General features: G+C 70.4%; 8 protein-coding genes. 5 read left to right on the plus strand and 3 right to left on the minus strand.

Going from position 1 to position 12,902, the window contains the following annotated elements; all coding sequences use genetic code 11:
• Positions 1 to 1,467 (plus strand): MATE family efflux transporter, encoded by a 1,467-nt coding sequence (locus NQZ70_RS40410; RefSeq protein WP_129578980.1) that lies wholly within the window; start codon positions 1 to 3, stop codon positions 1,465 to 1,467.
• Positions 1,468 to 1,488: 21 nt separating this feature from the next.
• Entirely contained in the window at positions 1,489 to 2,370 is an 882-nt protein-coding gene (locus NQZ70_RS40415) for a LysR family transcriptional regulator (RefSeq protein ID WP_129578981.1), read from the plus strand.
• Between the two features lie 22 nt (positions 2,371 to 2,392).
• Here NQZ70_RS40415 and NQZ70_RS40420 read toward each other — a convergent pair whose 3' ends face one another.
• From NQZ70_RS40420 to corA, 3 genes are all read right to left on the minus strand, one after another.
• On the minus strand, positions 2,393 to 3,754 hold the full coding sequence (locus NQZ70_RS40420) for an MFS transporter (protein ID WP_129578982.1): 1,362 nt from the start codon (positions 3,752 to 3,754) through the stop codon (positions 2,393 to 2,395).
• A gap of 393 nt (positions 3,755 to 4,147) precedes the next feature.
• Positions 4,148 to 5,218, minus strand: coding sequence for a CehA/McbA family metallohydrolase (locus tag NQZ70_RS40425; protein ID WP_237244488.1), 1,071 nt, complete (start codon positions 5,216 to 5,218; stop codon positions 4,148 to 4,150).
• Between the two features lie 304 nt (positions 5,219 to 5,522).
• Positions 5,523 to 6,722 (minus strand): magnesium/cobalt transporter CorA, encoded by a 1,200-nt coding sequence (gene corA / locus NQZ70_RS40430; protein ID WP_237244489.1) that lies wholly within the window; start codon positions 6,720 to 6,722, stop codon positions 5,523 to 5,525.
• Positions 6,723 to 6,956: 234 nt separating this feature from the next.
• Between corA and NQZ70_RS40435 the strand changes: the two genes are divergently transcribed.
• The 3 genes from NQZ70_RS40435 (at position 6,957) to NQZ70_RS40445 (ending at position 12,528) form a co-directional block, all read left to right on the plus strand.
• Positions 6,957 to 8,489: a hypothetical protein gene (locus tag NQZ70_RS40435; protein WP_129578985.1), complete on the plus strand. Its 1,533-nt coding sequence runs from the start codon at positions 6,957 to 6,959 to the stop codon at positions 8,487 to 8,489.
• A gap of 516 nt (positions 8,490 to 9,005) precedes the next feature.
• The gene (locus tag NQZ70_RS40440; protein ID WP_129578986.1) at positions 9,006 to 10,475 is read left to right on the plus strand and encodes a M23 family metallopeptidase; all 1,470 of its coding nucleotides are present in this window, start codon (positions 9,006 to 9,008) and stop codon (positions 10,473 to 10,475) included.
• Between the two features lie 598 nt (positions 10,476 to 11,073).
• The gene (locus tag NQZ70_RS40445; RefSeq protein ID WP_237244490.1) at positions 11,074 to 12,528 is read left to right on the plus strand and encodes an ATP-binding protein; all 1,455 of its coding nucleotides are present in this window, start codon (positions 11,074 to 11,076) and stop codon (positions 12,526 to 12,528) included.
• Positions 12,529 to 12,902 lie beyond the last annotated feature (374 nt).

Genomic DNA, 12,902 nt, shown 5'->3' on the forward strand with positions numbered 1-12,902 from the left:
ATGGTCGGCAACTCCAGGGTCGAGCGCCTGGGGACGGAGAAGATCGGGAAGCTGCTCGTGGAGATGTCTTCCCAGACGACCCTCTCGCTGCTCGTCTATGCCGCCTACAGCATCACGGACATCTATTTCCTCTCGGTGGGCATCGGCTCGCTGGCGGCCGCCGGGGCCTCGATCGTCTCGCCGGTCCTGATCGCCCTCGGCGCCGTCTCCACGACCGTCGGGGCCGGCGGCGCCTCGGTGGTCTCCCGGGCGCTCGGCGAGCAGGACGTGGAGAAGGCCTCCCGGACGGTCGCGAACACGTTCCTGATCTTCTGGACGGCGGCGCTCGCCATCACGGTCCTGGGCTCGGCCTTCATCGAGCCGATCGTCTACCTGCTCGGGGCCACCGACAGCATCGCCCCCTATGCCATCGAGTACGGGCGGATCATCTTCCTGGGCGCCATCACCAGCACCGGCTACTCGGCCATCATCAGGGCGGACGGCAACGCCAGGTACTCGACCGCCATCTGGATCATCCCCGTCAGCGTCAACATCGTCCTGTGCTGGCTCTTCATCATCGTCTTGCGGATCGGCGTCTCGGGAGCCGCCCTGGCGACGGTCTCTGGCCAGACCATCTCGGCCGGCATGAGCGTCTATTTCTTCTTCTTCAGAAAGAACCGCTCCTATCGCATCAAGGCGGCTCATTTCAAGCCGGACTGGCCCATCATCACCCAGGTGCTGACGATCGGGCTCCCCTCGCTCATCAAGAATTTCAGCGTCAGCCTGGTCGCCATCGCCACGAACAACCTGCTCAGGATGAGCGGCGGCGACAGCGCCCTCGGCGTGTTCGCGATCGTGAGCCGGCTCTACTCCGGGCTGATCACGCCGCAGACAGGCGTCGTCCAGGGGATGCAGCCGCTTTTGGGGTACAACTTCGGCCAGCGGCAGTTCGAGCGGGTGCGGGAGACCATCCGGCTCTCCCTGGGCGCCGCGGTCGTCTATGGATCGCTCGTCTGCGGCGTCTGCCTGCTGAACCCGGCGGTGCTCATCGCCCTGCTCTCCAAGGAAAGCGCGATCGTCGCCGAAGGGCAGACCGCCTTGCGGCTGCTGGCGCTCTCCTATCCCCTGACCGGCGTGGTCATGGTCACGGCGGCCTCGTTCCAGTCGGTCGGCCGGGCCAGGGAGGCGCTGCTGCTCACCCTCGGGGGCATCCTCCTCGTCAAGCTGCCGGTGCTGCTGCTGGCCTCCCGCCTGTTCTCCCTGACCGGGATCTGGGCCGCGGAGGCGAGCTCGGAGCTGATCCTGTGCCTCGTCTCCTTCTTCCTGCTGAAGAAGTCGCCCCCCTGGGGCTCCCCCCTCGCCGCCCCTGCTCCACCGTCGCACCTCCCGCCGGTGTCCCGGATGGTCACCGGGCACGGCGAGCGCCGGCGTGCCCGACCGGGCAGCGGCGTGCCCACGACCCCCAACCGCCCACGGTCGGACGGCTAGGGGAAACCAGAACAGGATAAGATGGACATCTACCAGCTCAAGACCTTCGTCGCCGTAGCTCGCGAAGGCAGCATCACGCGCGCCTCAGCGCTGCTGCACCTGAGCCAGCCCGCGGTGAGCGCGCATATCAAGGCGATCGAGGACGCGCTCGGCCTCGCCGTGTTCGAACGCACGGCTCGGGGCATGAGCCTGACCCGTGATGGCGAGCGGCTCCTCGCCAAGGCCGAACAGGCGCTTGCCGCGCATCAAGAATTGATGGACGAGGCCACGCGCATCAAGGGGCGTCTCGCTGGGAAGCTCCGCCTCGGCGCGGGCAGCAACTCGAACGATGAGGCGGTCGGGAGGCTCCTCGCGGTCCTCTCGGAGCGCTGCCCTGAAGTGGAGGTGGTCCTCAAGCACGGCACTTCGCTCGATATACTCGCCGGCATACGCAACGGCAGCCTGGACGCCGGCTTCTACAATGAATCCGGCGAGCTCGATCCGGAGCTGGCGACCATCGAAGTGTCTCGATTCAGAATTTACGTCGTAGCGCCTCCGGGGCTCGCCGCGATCTCCGGACGACCGGACTGGAGATCTCTCGCGGATTTGCCGTGGATCTATCCCACCCTCAGCGCCTGCTGCGGGCGGGCCGCCGAGAGCCTGTTCAAGATGCATCAAATCCGGCCCAAGCGGATCATCAGCGTCGATCGCAACGACGTCACGCGGACGCTGATCGCCGGCGGGACCGGAGTTGGCCTGCTGCACGCCGACACCGCGAAGGAGGCCCAAGCCCGGGGAGAGGTCGAGCTCCTCTTTGAGTGCCCGACATGGGTGCGAGTCCTGTTCGCGCATCTGGCGAGCCGTGCGCACGACCCCTTGCTGACCGCCGCCGCATCGATCATTCGAGCGGGGGAGATATCGTAATTGGGCTCGCCGCTCGGCCGCTTTACGACGTCTCCCCAGGGCGAGCAGGCTCGTACGGGCGCGCCGCGAAGGCACGGCATGCAAACGCGACTGCGAGCGCAACGACAATCAGAGTCGCCCCGACCGCGAACGTGACCCTCATCCCGAAGGCGGCGGCCTCGGGGCTCGCCTTCGTGATGTCGCTCGTCGCCGAGGCGAGCGCGAACACAGCGCCCATCGCGGATGCACCGGTGACGAGGCCCAGGTTGCGCGCCAGATTGAGCATCCCGGAGACGAGCCCCCGCTGGTCGGGGTGGATGTCCGTCATGACCGCGGTGTTGTTCGCCGCCTGGAACAGCGCATAGCTGGCGGTGCTCACGACGGTCGGGAAGACGTAGCCTGGGACACCGAGCCTCGCTGGTATCATGGACAGAAGGAACGAGCCGGCGGCCATGCCGGCGAGACCGACGATGGTCATGCGCTGTGCGCCGACGCGGTCCACGATGTGTCCCGCCGGCACGCCCGTCAACGCGGCGACGAGCGGGCCAGCCGACATGACGGCTCCGACGAGCGCCGCGTCGAGGCCGAGCGCACGAGAGAGATAGAATGGTCCGACGACCAGCGTCGCCATCATCACCGTCGAGACGAGCATGCTCATGGCGAGGCTCGCGCTCAGCCCCGCGCTGAGAAACATCGTGAGCCGGATCAGCGGCGCGGTCGCGGTGGCCTCGGCGAGCACGAAGAGCCCCACGCCGACTGCGGCGGTCAGCAGCAGCGCGACGTTGACGGCGCCGAAACGGCCGCGCCCCATCGTCATGGCGAGCGCATAGGCAGCGAGCGTCAGCGCAAGCAGCAGCGTACCAACCACGTCGAAGCGGGCGCGCCGCCCCCGGCGGTCGAGGGGCAGGTAGCGATGCGCGAAGAGGAACGCGAGGACACCCAGCGGTACCTGGACGAAGAAGATTGCCCTCCACCCCGCCGCGGCGATCAAGGCGCCGCCAAGTGAAGGGCCCAGCGCGGTGCCGATCGCGGACATCGTTCCAAGCACCCCCATGGCGCTACCGGTCCTCGCCTTCGGAACCGTCTCGCCGACGAACGCCACAGCGAGGGACATCATCATGGCCGCGCCGACGCCCTGCGCCGCTCGGGCGGCGATCAGCAGCCACAGCGCGGACGCGGCGCCGCACAGGACCGAGGCGGCCGTGAAGCAGAAGATCCCGACGAGCAGCAGCCGCCGACGTCCGGTCATGTCGCCCAGTCGGCCGACGGTGACGATCAGCGCGGTGATGGCGAGGAGGTACGCGAGGACGATCCACTGGACCTCTTGGAAAGAGGCGGAGAACTCGTGCGCCAGAGTCGGCAGGCCGACGTTGGCGATGCTCGTGCCGAGCGAGGACAGCAACATGGATAGCGAAAGGCCAGCCAGCGCCCCTCGAACCGAGCTTGACGGCTCAGCGCGTCCAGCGACCACCTCATCGCTCTGTCCACGCGGTCGACACGGGCCCGATCGGGGACCATGCATGCCGTGCCCTCGCGAGGCCGGCGGTCGATTCGAGTCGGGCAGGGTCTGCTCTAGCATGGGAAGGAGTCTGCCTCCTCGGGCCGCCAACGATCCAATCGCCTTTTCGTAGGTCGGCCCTCAGGGAAGCTGAGGTGGGCGCAGCAAGGCCGCCGAGGCCGGGCGGGCCCCCGACCCTGGACCGAACGCGGCGCCCCCCGACGCCGGCATCCTGAGCCCGCCGGCGATCGTCCCCGGGTCGCTCTGGCGCCGCGCCGCGAGCTCCCGCCCTCGCCGCCCCTACTCCACCGTCGCGTACGCCGCCGTCCACGCCCGCTTCCCGTCCGGCCGCGTGATCCGCGCCCGGACGTAGCGCTCCCCGCCGCGGAGCCGGTACGTCGCCCGCCCCGCCAGCGGCTGCTGCCGCTCCAGCACGCGCCCGCCCCGCCCGACGAACTCGACCACCGCGCCCGCGGCCACCGGCCACACCGAGAACGCGTCGCCGCCGATCGCGATCCGCCGCAGCCGCGCGCCCGACGACGCGTAGAGCCGCCCCGCGGCGAGCGCGCTGCAGATCGCCGTGCGCGACACCTCGCGCGAGAACACCTCGACGAACCCCCGGCCGGGCCCCGCGGGCGGGGCGTTCGACCCGGGCACGAGCTGGTGCAGGTCGTCCACCGCCACGCCGGCGATCCCCCCGCCCACGAGGCCGCGCGCCGTCAGCACCGTGTCCCACAGCGCCTCGTGCGACGGCCGCGCCGCGTCACCCTCGGTGTGCACGTAAGGGTGCCCGCTGTGGATCTCCAGGAGCTGCGCCGCAGGCGCCCCCAGGAGGTCGCCGGCCGTGAGCGCCCAGTCGAAATTCGGATGGTTGATGAGCGCCACGCCCCCCTGCGCCCGCACCCGCCCGACCGCCCAGCTCAGCGCCTCGCCCTTGGTCGGGAAATCGCCGCCCCCGATCGTCGCCCGCGTGCAGAGCGCGTTCACGTGCACCTGCCGCCCTTCCGCCGACATCGTGATCTCCTCACCGGGGAGGACGGCGAATTTCGACGGTACCTCCAAATCCCGGAACGTCGCAGGATCGGCGCGCTGGTTGTGATCCGTCAGGGCCACGAACGCATACCCGTTGTCGCGGTACCAGCGGACGACCTTGCGCGGCGCGCTGTCCCCGTCGCTCAGCGACGTGTGCGTGTGGAGATTTCCGCGCTGGAACACCTCCACGTCGAGCGTCTGCTCGAACCGCAAGCGCCCCGGCGGCCCGCCCGGGGGATCCGGGGGGTCGGAGGAGGACCAGGCGAGCTCCCTCCAGGAGGCGAACGCGAGGAGGGCCGCCGCGCCGATGACCAGGAGAGCATTCCAGCGTCTGCGCATCCCCATAGCGACGATGGAGAGTATACAGGACGCCTCGGCCGCGACCACTCCGGCGCAGCGCAATCGCACCTCCGCGCGCCCCTCACCCGCGCTCCGGCGCGCCCGTCCTCCGTCCGTTCATTCCTGCTCGAATCGTCGCGCCAGGGGCGCGCCTCCGCCGGGTGGCGCTACGTCGGCGCCACCCACGAGGTGCTCACCCGGGAAGGCGAGCCGCCCCCCTCGGATCCGGGTCCCCGACGCCCACATCGTCCACGACCTCTCCCGCCGCGACGCCGCGGCCCCGCCCTCACCGCGCCGCCGCCGCTCAGCGGCCGTCGTCCTTCCCGATCCAGCCCTTGCGGCGGTAGTACGAGAGCAGCCCGACGACGCTCGCCAGCATCAGGCACCAGACGAGCGGATAGCCGTAATACCAGTCGAGCTCGGGCATGTTGTACGGCGAGCTCTCGTGGTGGAAGTTCATCCCGTAGATGCCCGCGATCGCGGTGACCGGCAGGAAGATGGTCGAGATGATCGTGAGCACCTTCATGATCTCGTTCATCCGGTTCGATATCCCGGAGAGGTGGAGATCCATGAGGCCCGAGCTCAGCTCGCGGTAGGTCTCGACCATGTCCATCAGCTGCACCGAGTGGTCGTACGTGTCGCGCAGGTAGAGCCTCGTGTCCTTCGTGAAGATCGGGTTGTCCTCGCGGAGCAGCGCGTTCACGAGGTCGCGCTGCGGCCAGATGGCGCGCCGCAGCGTGAGCAGGTCCCGCTTCAGGTCGTGGATCGGCTTCGACATCGAGCGCTTCGCGTCGATGACCTCGACCTCCAGGTCCTCGATGTGCTCGCCGAGCCGCTCGAGCACCGGGAAGAAGCCGTCGACCACCGCGTCGAGCAGCGCGTAGGCCAGGTAGTCGGCGCCCCGCATCCGCGTCGTGCCCCGGCCGGTGCGGATGCGCTCCCGCACGGCCTCCATCACGTCCCAGTCGGCCTCTTCCTGGACCGTCAGGACGAACGTCTTGCCGACCAGGATCGCGAGCTGCTCGGTGCGCAGCGCGCAGCGCTCGGTGACCTGCGCCATCCGGGAGATGATGAGGACGTGCTCGCCGCCGTAGACGTCCGCCTTCGGCCGCTGGGGCACGTTGACCATGTCCTCCAGCGCGAGCGGGTGGATCTTGAAGATCTCGCCCAGCCGCTCGAAGGTGGCCTTGTGCCCGAGCCCTCGGACATCGACCCACGTGATGGAGGGGCGGTCGTCCGTGAGGTACGGGATGCACTCGTCGAGGGTCTGGATCTCCTGCTCGGAGACCACCTCGGCGTCGTAGTCGATGACGAAGATCTTCGGCCGCCGCGTGTCTTCGATGACGAGCGTCCCGGGCGGCGACGCCGGCGGCGGCTCGTGCATGAGCCGATCGCGCCTCGGCCGCTGCGTCCGGTCGAGGTCGGCCCGCTCCTGGGCCCAGGAGGTGCGCAGCGGCGGGTCGCTGCTGCGCTGCGAGTCGGGGGGTAGCGTGGTGCTCGTCACGGGGGCGGGATGGTAGACCAAGATCCCGCGGCATCGAGCGCGCTCTGGCGCTCTCTCCCGAGCGCGCGTGGCGCTCGCTCCGCAGCGCCGCGTGGCGTATGCTGATCTGGCCGCGGAGGGGGCCGGGCGCTCGCAAGGCCACGTCTTCCTCCTTGTCCTGCTGGCAGGGGGAGCACCGCGAGGCGCGCCGGCCTGCGCCTCGCGCCGCCGCGCGCCCTGCCCACCCGGGTGCCCATGGGAACGACCCTCGACATCGCGATCGGCCTCGTCAGCGTCTTCTTCCTGCTCAGCGTCCTCAGCTCGGCCATCCACGAGGCGCTCGCCGGCGTCTTCCGGCTGCGCGCGCTCAACCTCGCGCAGAGCATCGAGATCATGCTGGCCGATCACGCGCTGGACCCGCACGTGCTCCGGTCGCTCGCCGCCCGCGAGGCCGCCGCGCGCGACGTCGCCGCGCGCGGGGCCGCCCCCGGCGAGCCGTTGACGACGCGCGTGCTCCGCCGCGCCGCCGACCTCGTGCGCGTGCGGCTGATGCCGGGGCCGCCCCCGAGCCCGCTCGCCGATGCGCTCCGGCAGCACCCGCTGATCAAGGACCTCAAGTACGGGTGGGTGGGGCCGTCCTACATCCCCTCGCACGCGTTCGTGGCCGCGCTCGTCGACACCTTGCGGCACATCGACTGGCCCACGAGCGACGCGCCGTCGCCCCCGCAGGCCGGCGCCGCGACGCCGTCGCTCCCCCAGGCGGGCGCCGCCTCGTCGCCCCTGCTGGCGAGGGCCGCCCTCGCCATCGCCGCGACCCCTGCGCCGGCCGGCGACGCCGCCCCCGCGCCTTCGCCGGCCGGCGACGCCGCCCCCGCGCCTGCGCCGGCGGGCGACGCCGCCCCCGCGCCTGCGCCGGCGGGCGACGCCGCCCCCGCGCTTGCGCCGGCCGGCGACGCCGCCCCCGCACCGCCGGACAGCGCCGCCGCGCCTTCCCCGCCGGCGGTCGGCGACGCCCCCGCGCCGGCCGGCGCCGCGGCGGCTCCGCCGGGCGGCGGGGCCGCGCTGCCGGGCGGCGACGAGGCGCCGCTCGACGAGCTGAAGGGCATCATCGAGCGCATGCCCAGGGAGAGCGATCTCCGGCGCGCCCTCGCCACGATCGTCGACAGCACGGTCCGGGACATGCGCGAGGCCAACATCCGGCTGGAGCGCTGGTTCAACGACGCCATGGACCGGGCCGCCGGGCGGTACAAGCGCCGCGCGCAGCTCATCATCAGCGCGACGGCGCTCGTCCTGTGCATCGGGTTCAACGCCGACAGCATCAAGCTCGCGGGCGCCCTCTCGCGCGACGCCGTGGTCCGCGCCCACATGATCGCCGCGGCGCAGGAGCTGGCGAAGACGGCGCCCCGCGCCGCGCCGCACGAGGGCGGCCTCGACCAGGACGAGGACCTCATGGCCGCGCTCGCCCAGGGCGGGAGCGCGCACGGCAAGCTCACCGGGCTCGATCTCAAGATCGCCTGGGGCGTGCAGGCCCCCGAGCAGACGAGCGCGCCGAGGTTCTGGAGCGCGCTCTCGGCCATCCTCGGCCAGGCCATCGTCGCCTGGATCCGCGGGGTGCTCGACCGGCTCCTGAGCCCCGGCATTCTCATCACCGCGGCCGCCGCCTCCCTCGGCGCGCCGTTCTGGTTCGACCTGCTCAACAAGCTCGTGAACCTCAGGACCGTCGGCAAGAGCCCCGAGCCCTACGAGCCCCCGAAGGGCGCCGGACCGGACACCAGCGTGAACCGCTGAGCGGCGCGGGCAGCGCCCCCACGACGGGCGGCCACGCCGCGAAGCATCCATCGGCTCGGCGCTCGGACGAGCGACGGGCTCCGCCGCCGCGTCACGCACGCCAGGAGAAGATAGAGCCGGCCAGCGGCGGAGCGGGACGGCGAGGCCGAACCGTGACATGCCGCGCTCGAACCGTGACATGTCGCGCTCGAACCGTGACATGTCACGCCCGAAAGAGCTCTCCGCCAGCGACGCCGCCGCATAAACGGGCGAGATCACGTCCGCCAGGACCGTGGCTCACGGATTGCCCTCCGGTCACCCGTGGCAGCACGGCGCTTCATCGGAGCCGACCAGGACGACGACCGTTGCCGTCCGGCAACAGGCCCGCACAGGGGCGATGATCGCTACTTGACGGGACGGCCGCCGCAAGATCGGGTGGCGACGGGGGCGCGCGCTGGCTGCCACGATCGGCGCTGGCCGGCAAGAAAGCGAGAGGCCAGGCCGATCTACCTCGAGCGCGCTTGAAAGGATCTTTCCATGACAAGGAGCATGCTGTCATCGATCGTCATAGGAGCATGTCTGCACGCGGCATGCGCGCCCCTCGAGGACGAACAGTCCGAGGAGCTCCTCGCCACCGCCCAGCAGGCCTTCACAGGCACCGAGGACATGCTGAACTCTTGCTCGCCGTCGCCGAGCTCATTCTATCGATTGCCCTTCGGTCCCGGCAGCGGATTCACCCTCGACCAGGGGAACTGGGATGACCCAGGCGCCAAACACACGGCATCGGACGGGCAAGCACAATCGTACTCGTACGATTTCCTCGCGCCCGTGGGCACCGAGGTCCGGGCCGCCCGCGCGGGCAGGGTGGCCTTTGTACACAGCGCTCAGAGCATAAATACCACCGTTCCGTACACGGCCCCAGGAGACCCTGACCTGGAGCGTGGAGAGGGCAACCTCGTCGTCATCCGGCACCTGGACGACACGGCTGCAGCGTACGCGCACCTGCAGCAGGACCAGGTGTTCGTCAGGGAGGGCGAGTACGTGCCGCGTGGTCGGGTCATCGCGCTCTCCGGCAACACGGGGCACTCTTTCGCGCCTCACCTGCACTTCGACGTTCACCCTTCATTCACCGACTGGGACTCGTGGGTCAACACGATGAAGATCAGGTTCCAGGACGCGAATCACACGTGCTGGCGCCCGCTCGTGGGCAACTCGCTCGCCTCCAACAACACGGTGACATCCGTGCCCCTCTCTGCCCTCATGCAGCCGGGCACCGGGACGCAGAGCTTCCTCGCCGGGATGGAGCTCGACGACTTCCTCGCCGCGTGGGTCGATCTCGGGACGAGCTCTCCGGCCCAGTACATGAAGGATTTCGACACGTACCTCGAGGGTGGCGTCAGGCGCTATGCCGGCGTCTTCGGCCCCGGCAGCGCCGGCCAGAGCTTCTTCCCGGGCCTCACCTACCAGCAGCTGCGCGACAAGCGGACGGAGCTGGCGAACGCGCCCACGAAGCAGGTGATGATCACGTTCGACACCTACATGGACGGCAGCACGAGGCGGTTCGACGCGCTGTTCGGCCCCGGCACCGCTGACCAGGATTTCAAGGGAGGGCTCACGCAATCGGACTTCGTCGACGAGTGGATCGCGCAGGGGCTGCTCGGCAGGGACATGATCACCTTCCAGGTGTATCCCTCGGGCGGGCAGATGCGCTATGCCGGCCTGTTCGGCACGGGCAACCTCGGCCAGCACTTCGTGTCGAACAAGACGTACCAGCAGTTCTACGATCTGTGGATCGCCCTGGGACAGCAATCGCCCCCGGCGTACATGCGCGCGTTCCGCATCTACAACGAGGGTGGGCAGACCCGGTACGCCGGTCTGTTCGGCCCCGGTCAAGGCGGGCAGGGCTTCCATCCCGGCCGGACGTTCGACACCCTGGCGTCGGAGTGGACCACGGCGCAGAAGGTCTACAACGCCGGCCTCGTCACCGTGGTGACCACCGCCGAGTAGCGGTCGCCGAAGCGAGCCGTGCGCCGAGGGCACAGGGGCCTGCTCCGCCGGCTCCGCCCAGCGATCACCGACGGCCGAACGGAGCCAGGGCTCCAGCTCGACGGGGACGTAAGCGTGGCGACGATGGCGCTCGTAATGACGAGGGTCGCCGCCTAAACCACGCCCCTCAGGCCCGAGCGGCCCAAGCAGCGGCTCCACCCCCGTGACCGCGCGACCCCACGATCACGGCGGACCGTGGCGGCAGGGGCGGCGATGGCGGGCCACCCCAGCGCGGCGGCCGAGACGGTAGAGGCGCACCGGACGGAGCGCTGGTGTGTCGAGCGACACCGACTTTTTACTGACGCTTTACACCGATGCGGTCCTGCGCTGGTCCTGGTGGCGGCGGCATCACCAGGCGCTGGCACGCAGCCGCCGCTACCGGCGCCGTGGCCACCCGGTCGCCGTATGTACAACCGTAGCACCACTGGCCAGCGCGGTTTCACCTTATCACTCGACATGAGCCCGGCGGACCATCCGCCGATGCGGCGCGGGCGATCCGCCGCGGCGCCGGCGCTCTTCCCGCGTTGCGCTCGGGCGGACGGCGTAACAGGATTCCGGCATGGAGATGCGATGGCCGAAGGACCGGACGAAGTCGAAATCTTCTCTCATGATCGAGCGGCTGCCGTCCATCCTGCTGTCGCTGTTTGCGGCGTTCTTGGCGGCTATCGCGAGTTTCGTGATCTCGGCCGCTTACGCAGAGCACCGAGCCGCCGACATCGACGCGGCGGCGACGAGCTTGGCGGAGAACGCCGCGCCGAGCGTCATGTACCTGGCGGCCGCGCGCGCCGAGCTGAGGCATACCCAGGCGCTCCTGAGCGACCTGGTCAACAACGCCGTGCTGGGCCGGCCGCTCGACCGCCACGAGCTCGATGAGGCGCGCGACAATCTATCCCGGAGCCTCGACGCCTATCTCGTCCTGCCCGTCTATCCGGGAGAGCTCAAGCAGTGGCAGACCGTCGCGAAGGAGCTCGGCAAGCTCGGCCTGGACATCGACCGGGTCCTTTCGCTGGCGGCGAGCGGCCATCCGGCCGAGGCCAACAAGCTCATGGACGACGCGCTGCGAGCCGACTTCGACGCGACGAGCGAGGCCGTGATGGCCAGCATCGAGCTCAACGCGCAGCACGTACGCAGCATGGCGGTCGAGATCGCGGCCAAACGCGTTCGGTCGCGCCGGATCGCGCTGGCGCTCAACACGGCGAGCGTGGCGTTCGCGCTGCTGGCCTGCGCGGCGGCTGCCGTGCAGATCCGGCGCAACGTGAGGCTGCTCTGGCAGCAGAACGTGCTCCTGGAGCGTCGAGCGGATGAGCTCGAGCAGTTCGCTGGCCGGGTCGCGCACGACGTGCTCGGCCCGCTCGGCGCGGTCGCGCTCGCGCTGGACCTCGCCCTGCGGCGGTGCGGCGAGGGGGAGCCGGCGCGAAGGTCGATCGAGCGTGGCCGGCAGGCCGTCATGCGGGTCAAGCTCATCACCAACGGGCTCCTGGAGTTCGCCCGCGCGGGCGCGAGGCCGGAGCCGGGCGCGCGCGCCGAGGTGCGCCCCGTGATCGACGACCTCATGGTCGAGCTCGTCCCCGTCGCGGTGGATCTCGGCGCGGAGCTCCGCGTCGAGCCCTTCGCCCCGTGCGCGGTGGCCGCGAGCCCCGGCGTGCTGACCAGCATCCTCGCCAACCTGATCCGCAACGCGCTCAAGTACCTCGGCGACTCGGCGGACTGTCGCGTCGTCATCCGGGTGCTCGATGTCAGAGATGCCGTGCGGATCGAGGTGGAGGACACGGGGCCCGGCATCGCGCCAGCCATCGAGCCGCTGGTGTTCGAGCCTTACGTCCGAGCGCAAGGCGCTCGAGTGCCGGGTATGGGGCTGGGCCTCGCGACCGTCAAACGCCTGACCGAGGCGCACGACGGCCGCGTGGGGCTCCGCACGGTCGTGGGCAAGGGGAGCCTCTTTTGGTTCGAGCTGCCCAAGGCGAGCGCCGAGGCGGCGCGCGCGTCCGACGTCGACTCCGGCACCGGCGCGTGACCTCCGGGAGGCTGCGACCCGGCTGCTCCGCAGGCAGCGCGAGGACGCGCCAGCGCTACTGCGGGAAGTCGCCCCGGTTCAGCAGAAAGACCGGACTCGCCCAGCGTGACATGTCACGTGACATGAGACGTCGGCGGCGTGACATGTCACGTGACATGAGACATCGGCGGCGCGCTCCTGCCATGGGCTCGCCGCGCGCGGGGGCGCGCTGCCGCGCTGGAACCGTGCTCCTGGGCTGGGTTCGCGGCCCTTGCCTCGCGGGCTTTACGCTCATGCGCCGGGCACCGCCGCGAGGCCAGGCAGCGTCGGATGGCATCATCGTTGCCTGACGAGCCCTCCGGGCGATGCCAAAGGGACAGACAGAAGACGACCTT

The sequence above is a fragment of the Sorangium sp. So ce836 genome, assembly GCF_028553905.1.
GTDB lineage: Bacteria > Myxococcota_A > Polyangia > Polyangiales > Polyangiaceae > Sorangium > Sorangium cellulosum_D.

Bases quoted from the DNA above. Each gene is read 5' to 3' on its own strand.
- NQZ70_RS40420 (WP_129578982.1), bottom strand. From the start codon at position 3,754: ATGTTGCTGTCCTCGCTCGGCACGAGCATCGCCAACGTCGGCCTGCCG.
- NQZ70_RS40440 (WP_129578986.1), top strand. From the start codon at position 9,006: ATGACAAGGAGCATGCTGTCATCGATCGTCATAGGAGCATGTCTGCAC.
- NQZ70_RS40435 (WP_129578985.1), top strand. From the start codon at position 6,957: ATGGGAACGACCCTCGACATCGCGATCGGCCTCGTCAGCGTCTTCTTC.
- NQZ70_RS40410 (WP_129578980.1), top strand. From the start codon at position 1: ATGGTCGGCAACTCCAGGGTCGAGCGCCTGGGGACGGAGAAGATCGGG.
- NQZ70_RS40425 (WP_237244488.1), bottom strand. From the start codon at position 5,218: ATGCGCAGACGCTGGAATGCTCTCCTGGTCATCGGCGCGGCGGCCCTC.
- NQZ70_RS40415 (WP_129578981.1), top strand. From the start codon at position 1,489: ATGGACATCTACCAGCTCAAGACCTTCGTCGCCGTAGCTCGCGAAGGC.
- NQZ70_RS40445 (WP_237244490.1), top strand. From the start codon at position 11,074: ATGGAGATGCGATGGCCGAAGGACCGGACGAAGTCGAAATCTTCTCTC.